The sequence below is a fragment of the Nonomuraea sp. JJY05 genome (genome assembly GCF_043496855.1).
In the GTDB taxonomy this organism is placed as follows: Bacteria; Actinomycetota; Actinomycetes; order Streptosporangiales; family Streptosporangiaceae; genus Nonomuraea.
Map to the genome: position 1 here is coordinate 228,915 of NZ_JBIEIS010000003.1, position 24,145 is coordinate 253,059.

Sequence of the window (24,145 nt, forward strand, 5' to 3'; positions counted from 1 at the left end):
ATTTCTTGGCTACGCCCATAGTGGTGACATACTTCCGCCATACCGCGCATCCCTAGGTATTTCGCGTCTCAGAAACCACACTAGATAGGGGCCCATCCATGCGCGGAGCAAAACAGTTCGGCATTTTCGCCGCCGCCGTCACGATCAGCGCCGGCGCTCTGCTGGGGGGACCCGCGGCTGCCGCTGATGACGTCCCCGAGGACGCGGCCGTCGCCAGCTCGGAAGTGGACGTCATCTCCTCCAAGGAAACGACCACGCCGGATACGAAGGGCACGGGCGTTCCGGCGATCAAGTGCAAGACGTACCAGACCACCAAAACCGCGAAGAACAAGTTCGGGTCGACGATGTTCAAGTTCCACCAGAAGGTGACCTGGTGCTTCAACGGCAAGAAGATCACGTCCGCGTCGTCGAAGGCGTGGGCGGACAGCCTCGCCAGCGGGTGGAACTACAAGGGTGTCCAGTCGACGGAAACCTCCGGCGGGGCCGGGAAGTCTTCGTACACGGCTTGGCGTCAGAGCAAGTTCTGCCTCGTCGTCCCCGGCACCGGCGAGCGCTGCATCTCGGAGAAGCGGCCCTGGATTGAACAGAAGGTCACGAAGACCGGCGGCGCCTCGTCCGACACCGGCATGTGATCGGCGGGCGTGGGGAGCGCGCCGGACCGCAACTGTCCACCGAATCGGTGCTGCCAGCCGGCGGGTTTCGGGCGTTTCCCAGGCCGCTGGATGCCCTTCGGGGCCGGTTTCCTTATGCGCGAACTGATTGATCAGTTCGGCGAGGGCTCGCCGGCCCCGCTCGGCCAGGTCCCGTACTCATGGCTCAGATCTTCAATGCTGACGGCTGGTCACAGGCGGGCGGTCCACGCGTCGCCCGTGAGGACGTCGGCACCCCTGGCCGGGAAGACACGGTTGATCAGGAAGTCGTGCACGTCCGGTTCGCCGTCGGCGCAGGCGTCGCTGAGCACGGTCACGTGGTAATCGCGGTCGGAGGCGTCGTAGAGGGTGGCGGCGATCATCGCCCCGGTCGCGACCCCGGTCAACACGATCGAGTCGACGTGCTGGGCGCGCAGGAGCCGATCGAGGTCGGTCGCCGCGAACGCGCTGGCGCGGCGCTTGAGGACGACAGCCTCGCCCGGCAACGGCGCGATGCGCGGGTGCACGAGCGTCTCGGGAGATTCCTCGTGAAACCGCGTCCCCGCCCCGTGCAGGCCGGCGATCAGCTGGTTTCCCGCTGCCACGTCAAGGCCTGAGGCCCGGAGCCCGAAACGGATGAAGATCACCGGGATCCCGGCGGCTCTGGCCGCGGGCAGAACCCTTTCCACGACGGGGAGCACGCCGGCGGCGAAGGGGTAATTGTCCACGATGCCCGCCTGCAGGTCGCCGACGATGAGTGCGGTGCTGGTCATACGGTTTCCTTGCCTGTGCGGCCCATCGGTCATCCTCACGGTCGGATCGTTGGCACTGTTGTCGTTGATCCAGTACGACGATAGTGGGACAGATTCGGGCACCTACCTCGTTGAGCCATTTACGCTGAGGGCGTGAGCCGCCGGACGTTCACCGCTGGCGTCGCATGGAGAGGGCCTGCCGCCAGTGCTCGGCCGCCTGGCCCATGTCGTGGCCGAGGAGTTCGAAGAACTGGCTGGTGGTGCGGAGCCGGTCGCCGGTGGGTGTGTCGGGGCCGAAGATCCCGGCGCCGTGTCGCGTGGTGTCGGCCCAGATCGCTATCGACCTGGCACTGGCCGCCCACGTGTGGTACCAGACGTCCACGTCGACCAAGTACCGCACCCGGCGCGCCTCGCGCTCCCGGGCGACCATCTGTCTCTGCTCAAGCCACTTGACGGCATTGGAGATCGTCGCCGGACTGACCTGGAGTTGCCGGGCGAGTTCCGTGGCGGTCAGGCTGCCGCCCTCGCTGAGGAACAGCGCGGCGAACACCCTGGCCGTCATGGGCCCCATCCCGCCCTCGACCATCATGGCGACGAACTGTTCTTCGAACTCCCGGGCTGTGCGGACGTCACGGTTGTCGCTGGTGTGCGGAACGCCGGCGTGGGGAGCGCGCTTGCGGCGGCGGGCGCGCCAGTTCGTCGCATGCTGGGCGCGCGCCGCCCGGTAGCCGTGCGCGCCACCGTTCCTGGCGATCTCGCGGGTGACGGTGGACCTGGACCGTCCCAGCCGGCGGGCGATCTCCGCGTAGGTCAAGCCGGCCGCCAGGCCTTCGGCGATGCGGCGACGATCCTCGGCGGTCAGCCGGCCTCCTGGCATGTCATCCTCCCCGGTCGAGCCCTCGCCCGCCATGGCGAGTGCGGTGCTGGAAGACAGTTGCACTCAGCTACAAGCTCATTGCACCAATATGCGGCCTCTGACCTGCGCATATGAGTTCTGCGAGTTGTCGCAACCCAGAACACGACCATAGCGTTTGCCCAGACCGAAGAGGAGGTTCCACCATGGAAAAGGTCGTTCTCGTCACCGGTGCCTCCGCCGGCATCGGCAAGGCCACCGCGTTCGAACTCATCCGTGCCGGCCACATCGTCTACGGCGCCGCGCGGCGCGTACCCAAGATGGACGACCTCCGCGACGCCGGCGGACACGTCCTGGCGCTGGACGCCCGCCGGCCGGAGGACCTGGAACGCGTCATCGGCGCCGTCGTCGCCGAACAGGGCCGCATCGACGTCCTGATCAACAATGCCGGCACCGTCCTGCACGGCGCGGCCGAGGACATCCCCATCGACCTGGCGCGCGACCAGTTCGAGGTCAACGTCTTCGCACCGGCCCGGCTGATCCAGCTCGCCCTGCCGTACATGCGCGAGCAGGGGTCCGGCACGATCGTCAACGTCTCCTCCATCGGCGGCGAGATCGCGCTGCCGCTCGGCTGCTGGTACTACGCGACCAAGCACGCGCTGGAGGCCTACTCCGACAGCCTGCGCATGGAGGTGGAGCCGTTCGGCATCGACGTCGTGATCATCCAGCCCGGCATCATCAAGACCGGGTTCGAAGACAGCACGGCACAAGACCTCCGCGAGATCTCCGGCACGACCGCGTACCGGGACATGGCCGAAGCCATGGCCAGGCGCGCCGAGACGCAGCTCGGCGAGAACACCCCGGCCAGCGACCCCGCTCTCGTCGCCACCATCATCCGGCAGGCCGTCGAAGCCGGCAGGCCCGAGACGCGCTACACGGTCGGCTACATGGCCGACAAGCTCCTGGAGCTCAACAGGACGCTGCCGGACCGCGAGTTCGACAAGCTCCTCACGAACGCCGCGAAGTAGGCCGCCACGCCCTGGGCCGAGTGGTGGATGAGGACATCGAGGAGGCGTTCGAGGACCTGTACGACGGGATGACAGGGCGGAGACAGAACGACGCGAGATCCCTTGAGTAGCGTGACGCGTGAAGTGTTCAGCCTCCGGCCGGGGCGCGGCATCAACGTTTCACCCTGATTCCAGGGTTCTCGAAGGGATGTCCATGCGCAAGCTCATCCAGGCCGGCGTCCTCGCCGCCGCCTTAGGAACCGCCGTCGCCCTCGCTCCTGGAACCGCTCAGGCAGCGCAGCCGACCGCCGCGTCCGAGTGGCGCTACGAAACTTACAGCAGCAACTTCCTCTGCGGTGTGGCTCTGGGGGCCAAACGCGCGGCGGGCTATCAGACGGATCCTCCCACCGGAGGCTGCTGGTACAGCAACACCCCGTACTGGTACTACTGGTACTGCTATCCCCAGGGTGCGGCATGCCCCTGGGTGGCCTCGCGCGAGCCCTGACCCGGTTTGTCCCGGCGCGCTGGTGCTGCGGCGGGCGGAGCCGTTCCCGGGCCCCAGTATCGGGACGGCTCCGCCGGGTGCCTACGCCCAGGACGAGGCGACGACCCAGCTAACGTCGTCGGGCCATGACGTTGCGCTGTCGAAGGTGTTCGATCCGCCCTGGCTGCCGATGTAGACGATGTTGTTGTAGTGACGCAGGAAGCGGTGCGGGAAGTTGAAGGAGGCCCACGAAAGGCCCTGGCCGTTCATGCCGGGCTGCGGGCAGAAGGTGGCGTCGTCGGCGAACAGGGCGCTGCCGTCGTTGGCGTTGCGGTAGAGCTGGTAGTTGCTGTGCCGCAGGTAGCTGCCGGGGTAGTTCTTCGACTCGAACGACACGCAGGCGCTGTAGGCCAGGCCGTTGCGCACGATCCACGTGGCGTCGTTCTTGTCCAGGGACGAGCTGCCGGAGGTGATCACGGACGTGACGGCCTGGTCGTTCTGGTGGCGGAGGTAGCGGCCGGTGCAGCAGGCCGTCGTCGCGCGCAGCGAGATCGACGTGCCGGCGGCGGGCGTCCCGCCGGGCCGGGCGGCCGTCGTGTAGCCGGCGGCGACGATGTTGGCCTGGACCGCGTTCTCGGTGGCGTCCGTCGGATAGCCGGAGGTCATCACGCCCTCGTAGAAGGTGCCGGCGGAGCTGTTGCTGTTGTCGCCGCCGATGCCGAGGATGATGGCGCCTTCCTTCTTCATCGGGTTGTAGCCGGCGACGTTGGGGCGTGCCCCGTTGTAGTAGGTGGACAGGCTGCCCGACTGGGCGTTGCCGGCCCGGATGGCCCAGTGGTTGGGCTCCCCCTTGACGATGGCGGTCAGGTAGCGGTGGTTCACGGTGGGGTCGTTGGCGTTGTAGCCCGGGTTCACCCCGGAGAACAGGCCGTTCTCGAGGTCGGCCATGATCCAGGGGCCGTTGCCGGTGCCGTAGCCCCAGACCTTGATGTTGCCGAAGTAGATGGCCTCCATGGTGCCGTTGCCGTTGTCGCGGCTGTTGGTCTCGGCGTTGCCGTAGTCGAAGCAGCAGCCTGCGTTGTAGTGGGTGCCGTCGAAGACGGCGTACATGCCCTCCGGCTGGTCACCCCTGGCGACGCCGTTGGTGTTGTTGTTGCGGTAGCCGGTGCCGGGGGCCACGAACACGCCGTACGCCTTGTGCCCGCCGACCATGGTGGGCGCCGCCGTCGCCACGGCGAGATTGTCGTAGCCGCCCGGGGCCGGGCCGGAGAAGCCGCCGGGAGGCGCCTGGGTCAGATTGTTGCCGCGTCCCGACTGGTCGTAGATGACGGTGATCACGCACGTCGTCCGGGCGCAGAAGGAATCCTGCGCCGCGGCGTTGGCGTACCCGCCCGCGCTGAGCGGGCCGATGTTCTGGGTGGCGTTGTCCGAGGAGCGCCGTACCTGGTAGAGCGAGCCGTTGTAGGCGGCGTACAGGGCGCGGGTCGTGCTGTGCGCCGCCACGCACGGCGTGCCGCCGGCGGCGTAGATGTCGCACGACTGGGCCGCGGCGGCCTGCGAGGTGGCGGGGATGCCGGCCAGCAGGCCGGCGGCGAGCGCGACGGCTGCTCCCGCGGACAGCATCGTCTTTTTCACGTGCCGTAATCCGGACCCGACGATCATGATGGACCTCTGCTTTTCTCGGGGGCAACGCGAATGCTGGAATTTCCGGGGGCGAGGTATTGATCAAGGATTACGCAATGTTAGCGCTAACATTTTATGTGCCGACAGTGTGCGACTTCGTGGGTTGACGGGCTCACTATGAATCGGAAGGGATCGTTGGTCAAGGGCCTCACTGCAACCATGAAAACGCGGCGGCGCTACCAGGTCCGTTCACTCCTGAGAGTGAAGGGCGTCGTCCGTCCTGAGAGGGATGCGCCGGGCGGCATGAATCCCGATACTGGGCGAGATGCCCGGACTCACTGAGCGGCTGCGTACCAGGTTTCCTCACGTACCCCCACGCGTGGTCGACGTTGCGATCACCGTCGTCGTGTCGGCGGCCACCGTCGGTCCCGCGCTGGTCCCCTTCCGGCAGCCGTGGTGGGTGGTCGCGCTGGCCGTGCTTACTTCGGTGCCGGTGCTGTGGCGGCGGACGGCCCCACTCGTGGTGACCGGTGTGGTCGGGCTGGCGATGACGGCGCTGGTGATGTGGGAGAAGCCGATGCTGCCGTACGGGCCGCTGGTGGGCACCTACACCATCGCCGCGCTGAGCCCGCCGCTGCTGCGGCTGGTGGCCATCCCGGTCATCGGCGCCGGAGTGTACGTCTCGCTCGCCCTGCCGCAGGAAGGCCTGGACTCCTATCGGGTGGTCGGTACGGCGTTCGTCGCGGCGTACGCGCTGGGCACCAGCACCCGCGCCCGCCGCGCCCGAGGAGCCGAGCTGGCCGAACGTGCCCTGCGGCTGGAGCGGGAGCGAGCCATCGCCGCAGCTCACGAGCGGGCTCGCATCGCCCGGGACATGCACGACATCCTCACCCACTCGGTCGGCCTCATCGTCGTCCAGGCTGAAGCCGGACCGCTGATGCTCCGGGCCGATCCCGAGCGTGCGGAGGCCGCCTTCGACGCGATCGCCGACACCGGCCGGGGCGCGATCGCCCAACTGCGGACGCTGCTCAGCGGGATGCGCTCGGACCGGGACGGTCACGGTGAGCCACAACCCGGGCTCGCGGCACTGCCTGACCTGGTCGAGCGGACCGGCCGTACCGGGCTGCGGGTGACCTTGACCAGTGACGGCCGGCCGCGGTCGATCCCTGCCGAGGTCGACGTGGCGGCGTACCGGATCGTGCAGGAGGCGCTGACGAACGTGCTGCGCCACGCGCACGCGCGCACCGCGCGGGTACGGCTGTTCTGGACGCCGGGCGCGCTGCGGGTCGAGGTGGCCGACGACGGCACGGGCGCGGCCGCCGCCGCCGGCGGGCACGGCCTGATCGGGATGCGCGAACGGGCCTCCGCGTGCGGCGGGACGCTGCACGCCGGTCCGGGAGACAAGGGCTTCGTCGTGGTGGCGACGCTTCCGGTTGGATAGGCCCATGCTCCGCGTGCTCGTAGCCGACGATCAGGATCTGTTCCGGGGCGGCTTCGCCATGATCCTGAACGCTCAGGCCGACATCACCGTCGTCGGCGAGGCGGCCGACGGCGCCGAGGCCGTTCAGGCCGCCACCGAGCTGTGCCCGGACGTCGTGTTGATGGACATCCGGATGCCCGGCATGGGCGGGATCGAGGCGACCGAGCTGATCTGTGCGGCGACGTCCGCCAAAGTGCTGGTGTTGACCATGTTCGATCTGGACGAGTACGTGTACGAGGCGCTGCGCGCGGGGGCCAGCGGGTTTCTGCTGAAGGACATCCGTCGCGACGAACTGGCCGCGGCGGTGCGTGTGGTGGCGGCGGGAGAGTCGCTGCTGGCGCCCACGGTGACCAGACGTCTCATCGAGGATCTGGTTCTGCGGCCGAACCATGGGGTGGCGCCCCGGCTGGCCGCCCGCCTCACCGAGCTGACCAGCCGTGAGGCCGAGACGCTGCGGTTGGTGGCCCGAGGGCTCTCCAACGCGGAGATCGCCGGTGAAATGGTCGTCAGCGAGTACACGGTCAAGAGCCATGTCAGCCGAATCCTGACGAAGCTTGGACTGCGCGATCGGGTACAGGCGGTCGTGTTCGCCTACGAGTCGGGACTCGTCGTCGCCGGCGGCGCCTGAGCGGTCCGTGAGAGGGAGTGCGGAGATCACTCTGCCCGCCGATGTGGCGGCAGGGCTCCGGCACCGAGCATCGAGGCAGTTCCCTGGCGGAGGAGTCTGCTCGATGAGATCACGATGGTGGCTGATCGCCGCGGCAGTGGTGTCGGCCACGCTGTTCTGGTTCGGTACCGGCTTGCGGCCGGTGCCGTGGTGTACGTGGATCGCGCCGATCCCGATCCTCGTCCTGGCGCCGCGCTGCTCGGCGCGTGCGGTGCTGGCCACCGCGTCCGTCGTCTGGCTCGCAGGCCAGACCCCCATGTGGGGATATTTCCTGAACACGGTGCAGATACCGCCGGTGATGGTCGTCCTCCTGCTCGTCGGCTCGGCGCTGCTGTTCGGTCTGGTGGTGATCGCCTACCGGGGCCTGACGGTGCGCGGACACCCGCTGATGGCCGTCGGCGTCGTCCCGGCGGCGTGGGTCGTCATCGAGTACGTGCTCTCGCTGATCACGCCGAACGGTGCCTGGTGGAGCCTGGCCTATACCCAGGCCGACGTCCTCCCCGTCATCCAGCTCGCCTCGGCCACCGGGTCATGGGGGGTGACGTTCCTGCTGATGGGAGCTCCGGCCGCGACCGCGGCCCTGCTGACGCATGGTGCGGCCGGCCGGGTGCGGGTGGCAGTGGCCGCCGTGGTGGTCGCGGCCGTGGCGGCGGGATACGTGTTCTGGCAGCTACGACCGGTGGAAGCGGGGACGGCGGGCAAGGTGGCGCTGCTGGCCACCGACCGGTCGATCGACCCGGTGGCGGTGACCGATCCCGAAGGGCGAACCCTGCTGGCCGGCTACATGAGCCGCATCCCGGCCCTGGCCGAGCGTGGCGCCGACGTCGTCGTTCTTCCCGAGAAGGCGTTCCGGGCGGATGAGGCGGACCTGCCGTTGCTCGCCGGACCGCTGTCCCGGCTCGCCGCTGGCCACCGCCTCGACATCATCGTCGGGCTGATCCTCACCAGGGACGGGCGCGAGTACAACGCGGCCATCGACTTCCCCTCCGATGGCGGCCGGCCCGTCGAGTACGTCAAGCGCCACCTCGTCCCAGGCCTGGAGAGCGAGTTCCAGGCAGGAACGGCGCAGGCGTTCGTGCCCGGGTCCGGCGGGCGGTGGGCGATCGCCATCTGCTTCGATCTCGACTTCCCCGACCTGGTCCGCGACTATCGGCGCGACGGGGCGACCGCGCTGTTCGTCCCCGCCTGGGATTTCGGTGACGACGCGTGGCTGCACAGCCGGATGGCGATCACGCGCGGGATCGAGAACGGCCTGACGGTGACGCGGGCGTCCCGGCAGGGCGCCCTGACGGTGAGCGACCCCAACGGCCGCCTCCTGGCCGAGGCCCGCACCGCTGGCCTCTCCTTCGTGTCGGTGACCGCGGACCTGCCCGACCGTGCGGTGTCGACTCCGTACACCAGGTTCGGCGACTGGTTCGCGTGGGCCTGCGTCCTCCTGCTGGCCGCGATATGCGCGGGCAGGGCGTTTCCCGTTCATCGCCGCCCCGGGCGGGACGGCGTCCTGCTCCCGGAGCCGTCTCGTACCTCGACGCGGCTGTGAGCTGGATCACGGTTGAGGTTGACCTTGGGTCAGGGTGGAAGCTCGGCGCAGCGGCACGACGCCGACCCGGACATAACTGATTCAAGGGAGCAAACCACCATGACGAACGCCCTTTCCGGCCAGGACCAGAGCACCCTGCGGACTGCCGCGTACGGCGTCGTGCCGCCGATGGCCGCCGGGCAGGATCGCCCGGAGCTGCAGCAGGCGATGGAAGAGATCGTCGAGTCCGGTTTCGTCGGGCTGTCGCTGCGCGTGCACGATGAGCGCGGCGAGTGGGCCGGCAGCGCCGGGGTGGCCGAGCTGGGCGGGACCGCCGAGCCGCCGATCGACGGGCACGTCCGGATCGGCAGCAACACCAAGACCTTCATCGCGACCCTGGTGCTGCAACTGGTGGCCGAGGGCAAGGTCGGGCTGGACATCCCGGCGGCGGACCACCTGCCCGAGTTCGGGCTGGACCGGCGGATCACGGTGCGGATGCTGCTGCAGCACACCAGCGGGGTGTTCAACTTCAGCGGCGAGGTCCACGACGACGGGACGGTCGTGCCGGGGATCCCCATCCCCTACGGCACCGCGGGCAGGGAGTGGGTGGACAACCGGTTCAAGAGCTACCGGCCGGAGGAGCTGGTACGGCGGGCGCTGTCCAAGCCGGCGCGGTTCGAGCCGGGGACGGACTGGAGCTACTCCAACACCAACTACGTGCTGGCCAGGCTGCTGATCGAGAAGGTCACCGGCCGCTCCCTGGCCGCGGAGATGCGGCAACGGATCCTGGGGCCGCTCGGGCTGTCGGGCACCGTGGTGCCGGACGCCTCGCCGGAGATCCCCGAGCCGCACGCCCACGCCTACTACCGGTACGAGGACGCCGGCCGGCAGCAGACGATCGACATCACCCGCCACGACCCCTCCTGGATCTCCACCGGCGGCGACATGATCTCGACCACCGGCGACCTGCACACGTTCATCTCCGCGCTGGTGGGCGGCAGGCTGCTGCCGGCCGAGCTGCTGGCCGAGATGTGCGCGCCGGAGCCCAAGGCCGGCTATGGCCTGGGGGTGTTCGTACAGAAAACGGATTGCGGCGGCACCGTCATCACCCACAACGGCGGCATGGCCGGCTACGCGACGCTGATGTACAGCACGCCCGACGGCGGCAAGACCCTGATCGCCGCACTGAACTGCGTGGACGACGCCGACCTGTCCATAGCGACAGCGTTCCGGAACGCCCAGCGAAGGCTCGTCAACGAGGTGTTCTGCGGCGGGCAGGCCCCGACGGACTGAACGCCTGTGACCCGGTCCCTTCCGGTCGTACATCAGGGATGAGGCAGGCTGAGCAGATGATGAACGGAGTCACGATCGGGCAGGCGGCGGCATTCGTCGGTGTCACGGTGAAGACGGTGCGGCACTACCACAAGCTCCGCCTCGTCGAGGAGCCGGAACGCGACAGCTCCGGTTACCGGCGGTACGGATCGGCCGAGTTGTTGCGGCTGGTGCAGGTCCGGACGCTGGCCGCCGCCGGGGTGCCGCTGGCCGAGATCGGCCCCCTGCTCGACGCCGACGCCGCGCTGTTCGCCGCCGCGCTCGCCGACATCGAGCGGCAGCTCACCGACCACATAGAGGAGTTGATCGCGCGGCGCGACACGCTGCACCGGCTCGCTGACGGCGACCGGGCCCTGCTGCCCGACCGCGCCGTGGCGCTGCTGGAGCGGCTGACCGGCCTCGGCTTCCCCGCGGACGAGGTGGCGGCCACCAGGGAGGGCTGGGTGCTGGCCAGGGCCCTGGTCCCGGAGGGCTTCGACGACTACCTCACCCATGTGGAGTACGCCCTCGAGGACACCCGGTTCGTCGCCTTGATCAAGCGCGGCGCCGAAGCCGCGGCCTGGGAACCGGACGACCCGCGCATCGCCGAGCTCGCCGACGCCATCGCCGACCACTTCCTCGCCAACCCCGCACACCTGAAGATCGTGACCGGTCTGCAAGCCCGCACCGACGCCGCGACCCGGTACAAGCTGATCGCCCTGCACGGCGAAGAGCAGGGATCGGCCGCGGCCCGGGGAGTCGCGCTCGTGGAGACCAAGCTCCGCTCCGCCGGCGTCCATATCCCCAGACCGGACTCCCGCTGACCGCGCCGTGCCCCGGCCCTCCGGCCCGCCGGGATCTGCCCACAGGCGGTGGCGGCCGGGTCAGGAGTTCACCGGAGGGGGCGGAAGAAGGCTCTGACGTCCTCGACGAGCAGGTCGGGCGCCTCCATCGCGGCGAAGTGGCCGCCGCGGTCGAACTCCGACCAGTGCACGACGTTGTGCTCGCGCTCGGCGATCCGCCGGACCCCGGGATCGCCGGGGAAGACGGCGACGCCGTGCGGCAGCGCCGAGTACTCGGCCACCGCCCCCCAGCCCTTCTGCCCTTCCTTGTAGAGGCGGGCGGCCGAGGCGGCGGTCTGGGTGAACCAGTAGATGCTCACGTCGGTGAGCATCTGGTCGCGGTCCACCGCGTCCTCGGGCAGTTCGCGGTCCGGGTCGGTCCACTCCTTGAACTTCTCCACGATCCACGCCAGCTGCCCCGCGGGCGAGTCGTGCAGCCCGAACGCGAGGGTCTGCGGCCGGGTCGCCTGGATGATCGCATAACCGGCCCGGTCCTGGTCCTGGTACTGGCCCAGGCGGGCGAGCTCCGCATGGGTGAGCCCCTCGAACTCGGCCGGGTCACCGGTCGGGAACCCGAGCGCGCCGTTGACGTGCACCCCGGCGACGTTCTGCGGCGCGGCGCGGCCGAGCATCGGTGAGATCACCGAGCCGCTGTCGCCGCCCTGCGCGCCGTAGCGCTGGTAGCCCAGCCGGTCCATCAGCTCCGCCCACGCCCGCGCGACCCGCTGCAGGTCCCAGCCGGTCTCGGTGGTCGGACCGGAGAAGCCGAACCCGGGGATCGACGGGGCGACGACGTGGAACGCGTCGGACCGGTCGCCGCCATGCGAAGCCGGATCGGTGAGCGGGCCGATGACCTTCATGAACTCGGCGACCGAACCCGGCCAGCCGTGCGTGATGATCAGCGGCAGCGCGTCGGGTTCGGGGGAGCGGACGTGCAGGAAGTGCAGGTTCTGCCCGTCGATCCGGGTCGTGAACTGCGGGAAGGCGTTCAGCCGCGCCTCGGCGGCACGCCAGTCGAACCCGGTGCGCCAGTACTCGGCCAGTTTCTTCGCGTAGCCGACAGGGACCCCGTAGGACCAGCCCACACCGGGCAGCTCGTCCGGCCAGCGGGTCGCCGCCAGCCGGCCGCGCAGGTCGTCCAGCTGCGCCTGCGGGATGTCGATTCGGAACGGGGTAATACGCGGGTCGTCGTTCATGTCTGTAACGGTAGATGCCGGTTAGGACAGATGCGGTCCTAGGATGGTCGTCATGTTGGAGACATCGGCGCGGCTGCTGCGGCTGCTGTCGCTGCTGCAGACCCCCAAGGACTGGTCCGGCACGGAGCTGGCCGAACGGCTCGGCGTCACGTCCCGCACGATCCGCCGCGACGTCGACCGGCTACGCGAACTCGGATACGTCGTGCATGCCACCGCGGGCACACCCGGCTACCGGCTTGGCGCCGGCGCCGGACTTCCGCCGCTGCTGCTCGAAGACGACGAGGCGGTCGCGGTCGCCATCGGGCTCGGCACCGCCGCCGTCTCCGGCGTGGCGGGCATCCAGGAGACCTCGGTCCGCGCTCTCGCCAAGCTCGAGCAGGTTCTCCCGCCCCGGCTCCGGCACCGCGTCGGCGACCTGCGGTCGGTCACGGTCCCGCTGGCGGGCCCGGCCACGGCCGTGGACCCCGCCGTGCTCACGGGGATCGCCGCGGCCGTCCGCCACCGGGAGAGCCTGCGTTTCGACTACCGCTCCCACGACGGCACCGAGGACCGCCGCACCGCCGAGCCGTACCGGCTGGTGAACTCGGGACGCCGCTGGTACCTGGTGGCGTGGGACACCGGCCGGGACGACTGGCGCACCTTCCGCGTCGACCGCCTGCGCCTGCACACCCCCAACGGGCCCCGCTTCACACCCCGCGAGCCGCCCAGTGCCGATCTCGTCCGCTACGTCTCCGAGCGGATCTCCGTCGACCCCTACCGCTACCGCGGCCGGTTCACGGTGCACGCCCCGGCCGACGTCGTCGCCGCCCGGATGCCGCCGACGATGGCGGTGGTCGAACCGGCCGACGACGGCACCTGCATCCTCAGCGCCGGATCGCACTCCCTCGACGAACTGGCCATGTGGACGGCGCAGCTCGGCGTCCCGTTCGAGGTGCACGAACCGCCGGAACTCATCCAGCACATCCGCGCGCTCGGCACCCGTCTCGTCGATGCGGCCCGGGATCAGACGCCCGCCTGAGCTTGTTCCTCACGCGTGGGAGAACCCGGCCGCACCTGGCAGCCCCGCGACGATCCGGAGGAAGAAGAGCTCACAGCGTGTGGAGGAACCCGGTCAGCAGCCGGTTGACCTCGTCGGGGCGTTCTTGCTGAATCCAGTGGCCGCAGCCGTCCAGCAGGTGGCTTGCGGTGAGGCCGGGGAGGGTCCGCGGGTATGCCTCGATGGCGTCGGCCAGCCACGTCGTGGAGGCGTCGCGGGCGCCGCCCAGGAACAGAGACGGCTGAACGATCGGCGCTCCGGCGTAGGAGGAGAGGTCTTCCCAGTCGCGATCCATGTTCCGGTAGCGGTTGAGGCCGCCGGTCAGCCCGGTCCGTTCGAACTCGGCGGCGTAGAAGTCGAGGTCCTCCTGCGACAGCCAGGACGGCAGCGGGCCAGTGGGAAACCGTTCGCGCAGCGTGCCGCCGTCCTTGGCGACGAAGTGGGGATCGGGCTCGTCGGGGCCGGGCATCGTGTCGCCCGACAGGGCGCGGTAGAGGCCGGCGAGCCAGCCGCGGACGTCGGGCTCGATCTCGGCCTCGGCCCGTCCGGGCTCCTGGAAGTAGGAGACGTAGAACTCCTGGTCGCCGCCCATGCCTGCGAACACCTCGCTCGGCCGTGGGCCGCCCGGCGGGGTGTAGGGGACGCTCAGCAGGGCGACGGCCCGGAACACCTCGGGCGCGACCAGCGCGGACTGCGCCGCGATCGTCGCTCCCCAGTCGTGGCCCACGATGACCGCCGAGTCCTCGCCCAGCTCGCGGACCACCGCGACGTTGTCGGCGACCAGGTCGAGCATCCGGTAGGCGGCGGGGTCCTGGGGCTTGGACGAACGCCCGTACCCCCGCACATCCAGCGCGGCCGCCCGGTAGCCCGCCTCCGCGAGCGCCGGCAACTGGCGCCGCCAGGAGTACCACGACTCGGGGAACCCGTGCACGAGCAGGACCAGCGGCCCGCTGCCCTGCTCCACCACATGGACCCGCCCGGCCTCTGTCGTCACCATCCGGTGCTCGGCCTTCACCGTCAACCTCCTCGAGCTGTGCTCGCGCCATCCTCAAGGATCAAGGGAGACATACCCAAGCCTTGTTGCCGTTCCGGCAACGCAACCGTCAGGGTGCGCCAGTGGAGGCGCTGCCCAGGGCGGCCGGCGGGCGTCAGGGCTACTGCGGCGGCGGGCCGTCGGGCAGGTCGCGGTCGGTGAACATGGAGATCAGGCGGCGCACCGGCATGCCGGCCTCGGTGGGGTAGCGGAAGTCCAGGTCGGCGTTGAGGGTGTAGCGGTTGTGGCGGCCGACCCGTTCGCGGGTGAGATATCCGGCGTCGTGCAGGTCGTTGACGATGCTCTGCACGGTGCGTTCGGTGATGCCGATCCAGGAGGCGATCTCGCGCAGCCGTACCTCGGGGTTGCGGGCGATCTCGAGCAGCACGCGGGCGTGGTGAGTCAGGAAGGTCCAGGCCGGGGTCTCGTGACCGGGCTGCATGGCGCTCACACTTTCAGTCCATGGTGACGGGTGGTGTCGGGCTAGTGACTATCTTCCAAGATTATAGTGAAAGCCCTTTCATGTAACCCCCTTCAGGGTTTACGGTCGAGAGAGCCACCAAGTCCCGTACCGATCGAGGAGGCGGATACGCGATGTCTGAACAGGCGGACGGCCGCCATGCCGAAGACCTGGCCGCGTGGATGACCGACGTGACCCCGCTGCGCCTGACCAGCCGAGCCTTGATCGGCGGCACTCTCATCGAGGTGGTGGGCGAGGTGGATGCCGCCACCGCCGACCAGCTGACCGCCTGCATCGAGCGTGACCATCCGGACGCCGGTCTGCCGCTGGTGCTGGATCTGTCCGGGGTGAGCTTCATGGACAGCTCCGGCCTGCACGTGCTCGTCCAGCAGTTCCACCGTCTGGATGAGCGTGGCGCCGGCCTGTACCTGGCCGCCCCGCACGAACGGGTCAGGCGCATCCTGCAGCTCACGGGCGTCGATCAGTTGCTGCACACCTATCCCGTGCTCGATCAGGCGCTGCTGGCCGCCGACGTGATCGATCCCATGCCGCGGTCCGCGGCATGACCTGACGCCGGACGTCGGCGGGCCGCTGCTGAGCTGGTCCGGCCTGCTTGTCTCTTCAGAGGAAAACGCGAGCGAGGTCAAGCCACTTCTGCGCCTCCTCGCCGACGGCCGTGAGGTCGGTCTGGGCTCGGGACCTGCGGTGGGTGACTCGAAGGCAGAAGTCGACGGCACTGCCCTGAACCCGTTGCACGGCATCTTCCGGACCCCATGCCCACGTTTGACCGTCGGGACCGGTCAGCTCCACCCGGAACGGCTCCGCCGGAGGGGGCAGTTGGGCGGCATGGAACGACAGCTCTCGCCCGATCACTCCCAACAAGGCCACATGCCGGAGCCGGCCCGTCGGACGGCGTGAGACGCCCAGCGCATCGAAGACGTCCTGCCCGTGAGCCCACGTTTCCATCAGTCGAAGTGGCACCATGAGCGCTGCGGTCAACTGCGAGCCGTACCACGGAAACCCGTGGTCCATGGAACGTCGCGTAGCTCCGCCGCCACCTCGGTCCGACCGGCGCGCCATTGTTCCAGCAGCACCGATCGCGGTTTGGCGGCTCCCGCGGCGGCGTCGCGGTCAGCGTACTGGCTGCCTGCGGCTTCCGCCTGCTTCAGCACGGCGTCGAACGCCTCCGGGGTTCGCAGGGCGCGGGCGAGACCGTCGGTGATCCTCACGGCCGGGGCACGACTCCGCTGCTGAGGGCGTCGAACAGGCGCTCCAGGCGGGCGCGGTGGTCGTCTGCGACGATGTCGGCCGGTTCTCCGGCGATCAGGCGCCGGGCGGTCTCCACCAGCACTGTGGTGTAGCCGGCGACGAAGAAGGCGGCGAGCAGCGGGGCGTCGCCGTCGAAGGCCGGGTCGTGTTCGAGCTCGCCGGCGAGGGTCCGTTGGAGGTCGGAGGCGATCTCCCTGGCGCGCGCGATCAGCGCGGGTGAGTCCGCGACGGTCCGGAAGAAGGGGACGGACCCCTCCTTGAGGCCGGACAGGGCGTGCCGCTGCTCAAGGAGGCCGAACGCCGTAGCGCGCAGGGACTGGAGCACTCCGGCGCCCGGGGCGCGGTCGCGTACGGCTGAGCGCAGGAGCTCGACGGCGTCGACCTCGCGGTCCAGCAGGAGGTCCTCCTTGCGCGGGAAGTGCTTGAAGACCGTCACGGCCGAGACCCCGGCCTCCCGCGCGACCTCGGTGACCGTGACCGTGTCGAATCCGCGGTCCAGGAACAGCCGGGTGGCGACCTCCGAGATCTTCGCGCGCGTCTGCGGGCCGCCCCGCGCTCCGGTCCTGGGCATTCCGACCCCACTTCATTGTGTCACTTAACTTAGTCGCATAATCTAGTGGCATGTCCTTCGAACAGACCACTGTCATTGTCGCCGGAGCGGGCCCCAGCGGGCCGCGCGCCTCCGCGACCGCGTTCCGTGCGGGGGCGGAGGTGATCGGCCCACGCGAGCGGCCGGATCGCCCCGTGCCCGGCCGCGCCTGCGCCCGGGCCGATCAGGGTCCCCGCCGGGGTCGCGACGTGAAGGGTGTCCTCCATGAATGAGACGGCTGCGGGCCGGCCTGGGCGTACGTCCGGGTCGCTGCGGGAGGCGTGGGTCGCGTTGGCGGGGCTGTCGGCGGTGTTCCTCTTCGAGATGCTGGACAACTCGATCCTGAACGTCGCGCTGCCCGTGATCGGACGCGAGCTGCACGCCTCGACGACCGCGTTGCAGTGGGTGACGGGCGCCTATGCGGTCGTGTTCGGCGGGATGATGCTGGCGTTCGGCGCGATCGCCGATCGGTTCGGCCGGCGGCGGATCATGCTGATCGGGCTGGTCCTGCTCGGCGTGGCGAGCCTGGCGACCGCCGTGGTCACCACCGCCGAGCAGCTGATCGCCGTCCGGGCGGCGATGGGGGTCGCCGCGGCGATGACGACCCCGGGATCGATGGCGCTGGCGTTCCGGCTGTTCGACGAGGACGGCCTGCGCGTGCGCGCGCTGACCCTCATCTCGACCGTCGGCCTGGTCGGGCTGGCGATCGGCCCGACGGCGGGCGGCCTGGCGCTGGCGATCGTGCCCTGGCAGGTCCTGCTGCTGGTGAACGTGCCGGTCGCCGTGCTCGCGTTCCTCGGCGTGCGCTCCGGCGTCGCCGCCGACGACCCGGCCGGCCTCCACCGCGACCCCCTCGACGTCCCCGGGATGCTGCTGGGCACGGCGACGATCGTGCTCGCGCTCCTCGCGCCGACGCTGTTCGTGGACGAGGGCGCCGGCTCCTGGGCGCCCTGGACGGCCACCGCCGCGACCGCCGCCACGGCGAGCTGCTTCGTCCTGCGCGAGCGCCTGGCCCGCCATCCGCTGCTCGACCTGAAGCTCCTCGCCCTTCCCCTGGTTTCCAGCGGCCTGGCCTACAAGGCCGCCGCCGGGCTGGCGACCGCCGGACTCGGTTACCTGGTGACGCTGCAGCTGCAGCTCGACTGGGGCTGGCCGCCCGCGCTGGCCGCCATCGGGATGCTGCCGCAGGTCGTCGTCCTCATCGCGGGCAGCGCGTTCGTCAACCCGTTCGTGCGGCGCGTCGGCCTGGACCGGGCCGCCTGGACCAGCACCGCGGCGGTCGTGGCCGGCCTCGCCGTCTACGGCCTGCTCGGCCGGTTCGGCTACCTGTGGGTCGCGATCGCGCTCGTCCTCGTGGCGGCCGGGATGCGCGTGGTCGGCGTCGTCGCCGGGCTCAATGTGGTCCGCGGCCTGCCCGAGAACCGGACCACCATCGGAACCGCGCTCGTCGACACCGCCAGCGAGGTCACCTCCGGCACCGGCATCGCCATCACCGGCACCATCCTGGCCACCGTGTTCACCGGCGACATCGCCACCTCCCACTGGAGCGCGCGGCAGACCGGCGAGTTCCACCAGGCCGTCACCATTGCGGGCCTCACCCTCACCACCGTCGCGGCGGCCCTCGTCGGCTGGGGGATCGCCCGCACCCGGCACGCCGCCGGCGGCCGGGCGGCCACTCCCATCGACGGCACCGTCCCCCCAGGACGCCTGACCCCTCCGCCGCGGACCGAGCCTCGCGACCGCCCGCGACACCGGTGATCGTCCACGGGCACGCAAACGCCATGGATGGGTGTGGCGATGTGCTCGTGGCTTTGCATGTACGGACGATGATCGGGTACGCATGTCGTCATGCCCGTTGCAGGCTATGAAGGATGGTTATTGGGGGCTCGGTACAGGTTGCTGGCCGAGCTGGGCCGGGGGGCCATGGGCAGGGTCTGGCGCGCTCATGACGAGCTGCTGGATCGGCAGGTGGCGGTCAAGGAGATTCGCATCCCGCACCGGCCGGGGCCTGAGCGCGAGGCGCTGCTCAGGCGGACCCTGCGCGAGGCCCGCCTGACCGCGCGGTTGAGCCACCCGCGCATCGCGGCCGTCTACGACGTCGTGGTCGCCGACGAACGGCCGTGGATCGTCCTGCAGCTCGTCCCCGCCCCCAGCCTCGCCCAGGTGATCACGGAACGGGGAGCGCTGCCCTCGTCCGCGGTCGCTCGAATCGGGCTCGAAGTGCTGGACGCCCTGCGCGCCGCCCACGCCGGCGGCATCGTGCACCGCGACATCAAGCCCGCCAACATCCTCATCACCGACGACGGGCACGCCATCCTCACCGACTTCGGGCTCGCCAGCACCCTGGCTGACCAGGCGCGCCGCACCCGGGAGAGCGTTGTCGTCGGCACACCCGCCTACATCGCCCCCGAACGCGCCCGCGGTGGCCCCGCCACGCCGCAGGCCGATCTGTGGTCGCTGGGCGCCACCTTGTACGCGGCCGTCGAGGGCCGTGCCCCGTTCGCGTTCAGCAGTGAGCTGGCCACCCTGTCCGCGGTGATGGCCTCGGACCCCGTGCCGCTCGAGCACGCGGGGCCGCTCGCCTCGGTCATCGCCGGGCTGCTGGACAAGGATCCGGACCGCCGTACGGACGCGGCTCGCCTTCACGAGCAACTGTCGACCCTGTGTGAGCAACCGGTCGTTCCGATCTCTACGGACCCTCCGACCGTTGACGGTGACAGCGGGCGGATCAGCGGCTCGCCCGTCGGCCGTCCGCTCAGGGAACGGGCGCCGTACCGGCAGTGGGCCGTCGAGCACTGGCGGCAGGCGGCCGTCATCGCGGCCCTGATCGTCAGCGTGATGGCGACCACTTCGTGGTGGCACGTCGAGCCGGGCACGCACCATTCGCCACCCGGGACGCAGGCCACTCCAGCGCCCACCGTGCCGCTCACCACGGTCGAGCCGGACACCGTGCCGCCGGCCCACCTCGTCTCGGCCCGGAGCCGGGTGGCCGGGAGCGAACCGGAGCACGCTCGTACGCAACCGCCCCTCTCCACCTCCGTAGCCGGCATCCCGCAGGAACCGGCGAAGAAGGTCAAGACGAAGAAGGTCAAGGAAAAGAGGCACGGACCGAAATGACGGTCGCGCCGCCGCAGGCAGGCCGGTTCCGGACACGGCGACGATCGCGTAGATCATGCCCGGCGCGAGGGCCGGACGACCGTCGCGGCAGGTTCGTGGAAGCGGCGCGCGGGGTGTCGAAGGCATGCTGGGCTGCCTCGTTCGCCGTCGTCGGATCCGGGGGTTGTCGTGCAGGCTGTGGTGATCGTCGTGGGGCGGGCGGTCGAGCGGCCGGCGGCGTTCTATCCCGTCTGGTGCTACTTCTGGGTGGAGGCCGCCGCCGCAGGCGCGTTGCTGGCCGGCGTCGAACACCATGCGGTCGCCGGACGCCGTGAGCTGGTGGCGTACCCGAGGGGCGACGAGCGCGGTGCGCGCCCGCAGTTCGCCACCGGCCGGCGGGCGAACGGTGAAGGGCGCGTCCACGCCCACGGCCAGGCACGCGACCGCGCCGGAGTGCGGTCCCAGCCGCAGGGACGGCCCGGCGTACAGGGCGCGACCCGGCCACAGCCACACCGCGGCCCCGGCAGCGGCGGCGCGACGGGTACGGGAGAGCGCCGGCATCAGGGTCTCCTGCGGGCTGAGCGGAAAGCCGAGAACGTGTGAAGGAGGATACGGCGCGCTCCGCGCCCCGCATCACGGGGATGCTGCCGCCGTTCGTCGTCGTGGGACCGCTCGACCTCAGCCCGGGCCGCCGCCGAAGCTGATCTCGTTGCCGTCCGTGTCCCGGTAGGTCACCTTGGTCGCGCCACCGCCGTACCTCTCGCGCCTGGTGGGCTCGATGCCCCGCCGCGCGATCTCGGCGACCCGCTCGTCGAGATCGTCGACGAACGACAGCACCAGCGCGTTCCCCGCCCGTTGCGGATCCTGCACGATGTAGACGTAGCGGTGCTCGGCCACCTCCCACACCGCTTCGATGTCGTTCGGCAGGAACGACGGCGGCCCGCCGAAGAACTGCTCGTACCACGGCACCGCCGCGGCATAGTCGGTGACGGGTATGCCGGCGAACAGATCCAGTGTCATGTCGTCATCCCTGTGCGGTCGATGTGTCGCCGGTACAGACCTTTGCAGCGTCGGGAACTCATCGTCGTCCGCCCTGGACGGCAGGCGAGCAGGTCACCTGCCGCCCGTCGTCGCGATGCCCCGCAGGAAGTGCCTCTGACCGAGGAAGAAAAGAACGATCATCGGGATCGTGGTGATCACGCTGGCCGTCATGAGGACCTCCCAGTGCCATTCGCCGCCGAAACCGAACTGGTCGAGCAGCGCCTTCAGCCCGCGGGGCACCGTGAAGGTCGTCGCGTCGCGCAGGTAGATGAGCGGCCGCATGAGGTCGGTCCAGGCCGCCTGGAACTCGAACAGCAACGTGACCACGACCGCGGGCCGGCACAGCGGCAGCGCGATCCTGGTGAAGATCGTCCAGTTGCCGGCTCCGTCGACCCTGGCCGCTTCGAACGGCTCTCGCGGCAGCCCGAGGAAGAACTGCCGCAGCAGGAAGATGTAGAACGCGCTGCCGAACAGGTTCTGCGCCCACAGCGGCGTGAGCGTGCCGACCATGCCGAGCGAGTTCCAGATGAGGAACACGGGGATCATGGTGACCGCCCCCGGCAGCATCATGGTGGCCAGCACGACCCCGAACAGCAGCCTCCTGCCGGGGAAGCGGAAGTAGGCGAAGCCCCACGCCACCATGGCGCTGCTGATCGTCACCGTCGTGGCGGCCAGCACGGTCACCAGCAGCGTGTTGACCATCCACAGCGCCAGCGGCGCCTCCTGCCAGATCTGGAGGTAGTTGTCGAACGTGAACGTCTCCGGCAGGATCCGGTGGTCGAACACCTCCCTGCGCGGCTTGAAGGAGGCGCTCACCAGCCAGACGAAGGGGTAGATGAACGCGACGGCGAACGCGCTGAGCGCCGCCCGGATCAGGATCCTCCTGAGCCGCCTCACGGGTTTCCCCCTTCGTAGTGCACGAACCTCCTGGTGATCAGGATCTGTACGGCGGTGACCGCCATGATCACCAGGAACAGCACCCACGCCAGTGCCGAGGCGTAGCCCATGTGCAGGAACTCGAACGCCTGCTGGAACAGGTAGATCACGTAGAACAGGGCGGCCTCGTTGCTGTAGGTGGTGTTGCCCGCTCCGAAGAACGCGGTGTATGCCTCGGTGAACGACTGCAGGGCGTTGATGCTGTCCACGATGAACAGGAAGAACAGCGTCGGGCTGATCATCGGCACGGTGATGCGCAGGGTGCGCCGCCACCATCCGGCGCCGTCCACGAGGGCGGCGTCGTACAGGTCCTGGGGAACGCCGCGCAGGGCGGCCAGGATGATGACCACCGACGCGCCGACGGTCCACAGGCTCATCAGCACCAGGCCCGGCTTGACCCAGCCGGGGTCGGTCGTCCAGGCGGGCCCGTCGATGCCGAAGATCCCGAGAAAGCCGTTGACCAGGCCGCTCTGGCCGTTGAACAGCATCAGCAGCAGGATGCCGATCGCGACCGGCGGGGTCATCTTGGGCAGGAAGAACGCCGTACGGAAGAAGCCGGTGGCCCGGGTGGCGGCGTTGAGCAGCAGCGCCAGCCCCAACGAGACGACCAGCTGGGCGGGCACCGACATCACCGTGTAGACGAACGTGTTGCGCAGTGCCAGCCCCACCTTCGGGTCCTCGAAGAGGGCGACGTAGTTGTCCAGGCCGACGAACGACGGGTCGTTGATGACGTCGTAGTCGGTCAGCGACAGATAGGCGCTGTTGACGACCGGCCACGCGGTGAAGATCAGGAAGCCGATGATCCAGGGGCTGATGAACAGCAGCGCCGCCCGGGTCTCGATCCACCGCAGGGACCGCGGCCGGTGCGCTCGGGCACTCGAGGCGGACATCTAGTTCGTACGCTTCGTCCAGCCGGCCCACGCCCTGTCCAGGGCCGTCTGGGCGTCGCGCTGAGCCCTGTCGAGCGCCGCCTTCGGCTCCTCCTGGCCGTTGAGCACCCGGTTCACCGCGTCCTGCCAAGCGGTCTTGAACTCGGCGTCCGCCGGGTTGGCGGGAAGGCTGAAGGTGTGCTTGCCGGCCTCGTAGAACGCCTTGACGCCCGAGTCCCACGGCTCGCCGCCCGAGGTGACCATCTTCTCGATCTCCGCGTCGGCCCTGACGTTGCCGGTGAGGACGCCGGTGAACGGCTTGCCCGCGGCCTTGCGTTTGTCGAGACGGGCTTGCGCGGCGGCCTTCCACGACTCGACGAGCGTCATGGTCTTGGCGAAGCGGCAGGCGGCTCCGGGGTTCTTCACGCCCCGGGGGATGGCCCACGCCGAGCCGGAGGAGTAGGCCAGCGGCTGCCCCTGCGGAGTGCGGAACGTGTCGAACACCAGCGGCGCCTTGGGTGAGACGTCGTTGAGCACGTTGACGTACCACTGCTCCATCGGCATGGCGCCGAGCTCGTTGCGGGCGAACTGGTTGCCCTTGCCGAAGAAGTCCGCCGCGTCACGCAGCGCCTTGACCTTGGCGAAGCCGCCCTGCGCGGCATAGATGCCGACGGCGAACTCCAGCGCCCGGACCACCTGGGGGCTGTTGAGGCGGGCGGTCCTGCCGTCGGGGGAGAGCAGGTCGGCGCCGTCGGCCTTGGCCCACAGGGGCAGGAACTCCGGGAGTTTGCTGTCGAAGCCGACCACCTGCAATTTGCCCCCGGGCGCTTTGTGAAGCTTCTGTGCGGCGGTGGTGATCCGGTCCCAGTTGGAGCCGTTGACGTCGTCGACGGTCAGCCCCGCCTCCCTGAGCAGCTCGGCGTTGGCCATCGTGATCTGGACCATGTTGAACTCGGGGACGGCCCAGACCTCGTCGCCGAACGTGACCTGCGCGAGAGCGCTCTTGTCGTACATCGAGACGTCGATCCCCTCGCCCTTGACGCACGACGTCAGCGGGACGATCGCGCCCCGGGAGGCGAACGTGCCGATCTGGTCGCGGTTGGCGTAGATCAGGTCGGGCGGGTCGCCGGCGGCCACGGCCGACAGGAACTGCTGGAGGTCCAGGTCGCCCTTGATGAGCTCGACCTGCGCCCCGCCCAGCGACTTCTCGGCCGGCTCGACCCGGGTGGAGCCGATCTCGTCCTCGCCGCCGAAGCCCATGACCGTGACGGTGCCGCCGTACGTGGCGCCGGCGTCGAACCGGCCGGCCGAGGGAGACGCGCCCGCGGCGCCCCCGGTGCCCCTGGCACACCCGGTCAGTGTCAGGGCGAGTGACACCGGCAGAACGGACCAGCGGACGATCGCACTTCGCATCAGGGGGTTCGCCTCCACTCAAGCGATGCGCCCGATATGG

Annotated in this window: 26 protein-coding genes; 13 read left to right on the forward strand and 13 right to left on the reverse strand. The window is 69.9% G+C overall.

Going from position 1 to position 24,145, the window contains the following annotated elements:
- The first annotated feature begins 98 nt into the window (after positions 1–98).
- Complete coding sequence (locus ACFKCF_RS05220) at positions 99–632, forward strand: hypothetical protein (protein ID WP_394491139.1); 534 nt, start codon at positions 99–101, stop codon at positions 630–632.
- Between the two features lie 209 nt (positions 633–841).
- Here ACFKCF_RS05220 and ACFKCF_RS05225 read toward each other — a convergent pair whose 3' ends face one another.
- On the reverse strand, positions 842–1,402 hold the full coding sequence (locus ACFKCF_RS05225) for a cysteine hydrolase (protein ID WP_394491141.1): 561 nt from the start codon (positions 1,400–1,402) through the stop codon (positions 842–844).
- 148 nt (positions 1,403–1,550) lie between these two features.
- Positions 1,551–2,321 (reverse strand): helix-turn-helix domain-containing protein, encoded by a 771-nt coding sequence (locus tag ACFKCF_RS05230; protein ID WP_394491143.1) that lies wholly within the window; start codon positions 2,319–2,321, stop codon positions 1,551–1,553.
- Positions 2,322–2,440: 119 nt separating this feature from the next.
- On the opposite strand from ACFKCF_RS05230, the gene ACFKCF_RS05235 reads away from it, so the two are divergent.
- Complete coding sequence (locus tag ACFKCF_RS05235; RefSeq protein ID WP_394491145.1) at positions 2,441–3,262, forward strand: oxidoreductase; 822 nt, start codon at positions 2,441–2,443, stop codon at positions 3,260–3,262.
- A gap of 193 nt (positions 3,263–3,455) precedes the next feature.
- The gene (locus ACFKCF_RS05240) at positions 3,456–3,746 is read left to right on the forward strand and encodes a hypothetical protein (protein ID WP_394491147.1); all 291 of its coding nucleotides are present in this window, start codon (positions 3,456–3,458) and stop codon (positions 3,744–3,746) included.
- A gap of 81 nt (positions 3,747–3,827) precedes the next feature.
- Here the strand turns inward: ACFKCF_RS05240 and ACFKCF_RS05245 are convergent, their stop codons facing one another.
- Positions 3,828–5,360, reverse strand: a complete 1,533-nt coding sequence (locus ACFKCF_RS05245) for an alpha-L-arabinofuranosidase B (RefSeq protein WP_394491149.1) — start codon at positions 5,358–5,360, stop codon at positions 3,828–3,830.
- A 313-nt stretch (positions 5,361–5,673) separates the two neighbouring features.
- Here ACFKCF_RS05245 and ACFKCF_RS05250 point away from each other — a divergent pair, with 313 nt between their 5' ends.
- The 5 genes from ACFKCF_RS05250 (at position 5,674) to ACFKCF_RS05270 (ending at position 11,149) form a co-directional block, all read left to right on the forward strand.
- Positions 5,674–6,789 carry a histidine kinase gene (locus tag ACFKCF_RS05250; protein WP_394491151.1) on the forward strand — a complete coding sequence of 372 codons (1,116 nt, stop codon included), beginning with the start codon at positions 5,674–5,676 and terminating at the stop codon, positions 6,787–6,789.
- 4 nt (positions 6,790–6,793) lie between these two features.
- Positions 6,794–7,456, forward strand: a complete 663-nt coding sequence (locus ACFKCF_RS05255; protein ID WP_394491153.1) for a response regulator — start codon at positions 6,794–6,796, stop codon at positions 7,454–7,456.
- 103 nt (positions 7,457–7,559) lie between these two features.
- Positions 7,560–9,035, forward strand: a complete 1,476-nt coding sequence (locus tag ACFKCF_RS05260) for a nitrilase-related carbon-nitrogen hydrolase (protein ID WP_394491155.1) — start codon at positions 7,560–7,562, stop codon at positions 9,033–9,035.
- 99 nt (positions 9,036–9,134) lie between these two features.
- On the forward strand, positions 9,135–10,307 hold the full coding sequence (locus ACFKCF_RS05265; RefSeq protein ID WP_394491157.1) for a serine hydrolase domain-containing protein: 1,173 nt from the start codon (positions 9,135–9,137) through the stop codon (positions 10,305–10,307).
- A gap of 56 nt (positions 10,308–10,363) precedes the next feature.
- Entirely contained in the window at positions 10,364–11,149 is a 786-nt protein-coding gene (locus ACFKCF_RS05270) for a MerR family transcriptional regulator (RefSeq protein ID WP_394491159.1), read from the forward strand.
- A gap of 68 nt (positions 11,150–11,217) precedes the next feature.
- Here the strand turns inward: ACFKCF_RS05270 and ACFKCF_RS05275 are convergent, their stop codons facing one another.
- The gene (locus tag ACFKCF_RS05275) at positions 11,218–12,363 is read right to left on the reverse strand and encodes an epoxide hydrolase family protein (RefSeq protein ID WP_394491161.1); all 1,146 of its coding nucleotides are present in this window, start codon (positions 12,361–12,363) and stop codon (positions 11,218–11,220) included.
- A gap of 52 nt (positions 12,364–12,415) precedes the next feature.
- Between ACFKCF_RS05275 and ACFKCF_RS05280 the strand changes: the two genes are divergently transcribed.
- Complete coding sequence (locus tag ACFKCF_RS05280; RefSeq protein ID WP_394491163.1) at positions 12,416–13,381, forward strand: helix-turn-helix transcriptional regulator; 966 nt, start codon at positions 12,416–12,418, stop codon at positions 13,379–13,381.
- Between the two features lie 70 nt (positions 13,382–13,451).
- On the opposite strand, the gene ACFKCF_RS05285 is transcribed toward ACFKCF_RS05280, so the two are convergent.
- Both ACFKCF_RS05285 and ACFKCF_RS05290 read right to left on the reverse strand, forming a co-directional pair.
- Positions 13,452–14,414 carry an alpha/beta fold hydrolase gene (locus ACFKCF_RS05285; RefSeq protein WP_394491165.1) on the reverse strand — a complete coding sequence of 321 codons (963 nt, stop codon included), beginning with the start codon at positions 14,412–14,414 and terminating at the stop codon, positions 13,452–13,454.
- Between the two features lie 139 nt (positions 14,415–14,553).
- The gene (locus tag ACFKCF_RS05290) at positions 14,554–14,874 is read right to left on the reverse strand and encodes a helix-turn-helix transcriptional regulator (RefSeq protein ID WP_394491477.1); all 321 of its coding nucleotides are present in this window, start codon (positions 14,872–14,874) and stop codon (positions 14,554–14,556) included.
- A gap of 152 nt (positions 14,875–15,026) precedes the next feature.
- Between ACFKCF_RS05290 and ACFKCF_RS05295 the strand changes: the two genes are divergently transcribed.
- The gene (locus ACFKCF_RS05295) at positions 15,027–15,458 is read left to right on the forward strand and encodes an STAS domain-containing protein (RefSeq protein WP_394491167.1); all 432 of its coding nucleotides are present in this window, start codon (positions 15,027–15,029) and stop codon (positions 15,456–15,458) included.
- Positions 15,459–15,513: 55 nt separating this feature from the next.
- Here ACFKCF_RS05295 and ACFKCF_RS05300 read toward each other — a convergent pair whose 3' ends face one another.
- From ACFKCF_RS05300 to ACFKCF_RS05310, 3 genes are read right to left on the reverse strand one after another with little or no spacing between them, the layout of a single operon-like run.
- Positions 15,514–15,972: a maleylpyruvate isomerase family mycothiol-dependent enzyme gene (locus ACFKCF_RS05300; protein ID WP_394491169.1), complete on the reverse strand. Its 459-nt coding sequence runs from the start codon at positions 15,970–15,972 to the stop codon at positions 15,514–15,516.
- A complete protein-coding gene (locus tag ACFKCF_RS05305) occupies positions 15,888–16,121 on the reverse strand; it encodes a maleylpyruvate isomerase N-terminal domain-containing protein (RefSeq protein WP_394491171.1) in 234 nt (77 codons plus the stop codon). Before ACFKCF_RS05305 ends, ACFKCF_RS05300 begins: the two co-directional genes overlap by 85 nt.
- Positions 16,118–16,732 carry a TetR/AcrR family transcriptional regulator gene (locus tag ACFKCF_RS05310; RefSeq protein ID WP_394491173.1) on the reverse strand — a complete coding sequence of 205 codons (615 nt, stop codon included), beginning with the start codon at positions 16,730–16,732 and terminating at the stop codon, positions 16,118–16,120. Before ACFKCF_RS05310 ends, ACFKCF_RS05305 begins: the two co-directional genes overlap by 4 nt.
- A gap of 243 nt (positions 16,733–16,975) precedes the next feature.
- On the opposite strand from ACFKCF_RS05310, the gene ACFKCF_RS05315 reads away from it, so the two are divergent.
- From ACFKCF_RS05315 to ACFKCF_RS05325, 3 genes are all read left to right on the forward strand, one after another.
- Positions 16,976–18,508 carry an MFS transporter gene (locus ACFKCF_RS05315; protein ID WP_394491175.1) on the forward strand — a complete coding sequence of 511 codons (1,533 nt, stop codon included), beginning with the start codon at positions 16,976–16,978 and terminating at the stop codon, positions 18,506–18,508.
- Positions 18,509–18,628: 120 nt separating this feature from the next.
- Positions 18,629–19,867: a serine/threonine-protein kinase gene (locus tag ACFKCF_RS05320; RefSeq protein ID WP_394491177.1), complete on the forward strand. Its 1,239-nt coding sequence runs from the start codon at positions 18,629–18,631 to the stop codon at positions 19,865–19,867.
- A gap of 177 nt (positions 19,868–20,044) precedes the next feature.
- Positions 20,045–20,449, forward strand: a complete 405-nt coding sequence (locus tag ACFKCF_RS05325) for a hypothetical protein (protein WP_394491179.1) — start codon at positions 20,045–20,047, stop codon at positions 20,447–20,449.
- Between the two features lie 75 nt (positions 20,450–20,524).
- On the opposite strand, the gene ACFKCF_RS05330 is transcribed toward ACFKCF_RS05325, so the two are convergent.
- The 4 genes from ACFKCF_RS05330 to ACFKCF_RS05345 form a co-directional block, all read right to left on the reverse strand.
- The gene (locus ACFKCF_RS05330; RefSeq protein ID WP_394491181.1) at positions 20,525–20,866 is read right to left on the reverse strand and encodes a VOC family protein; all 342 of its coding nucleotides are present in this window, start codon (positions 20,864–20,866) and stop codon (positions 20,525–20,527) included.
- 93 nt (positions 20,867–20,959) lie between these two features.
- Entirely contained in the window at positions 20,960–21,784 is an 825-nt protein-coding gene (locus ACFKCF_RS05335; protein ID WP_394491183.1) for a carbohydrate ABC transporter permease, read from the reverse strand.
- Positions 21,781–22,713, reverse strand: coding sequence for a carbohydrate ABC transporter permease (locus ACFKCF_RS05340; protein WP_394491185.1), 933 nt, complete (start codon positions 22,711–22,713; stop codon positions 21,781–21,783). Before ACFKCF_RS05340 ends, ACFKCF_RS05335 begins: the two co-directional genes overlap by 4 nt.
- Positions 22,714–24,105: an extracellular solute-binding protein gene (locus ACFKCF_RS05345; protein ID WP_394491187.1), complete on the reverse strand. Its 1,392-nt coding sequence runs from the start codon at positions 24,103–24,105 to the stop codon at positions 22,714–22,716. It lies immediately after the preceding gene.
- Positions 24,106–24,145 lie beyond the last annotated feature (40 nt).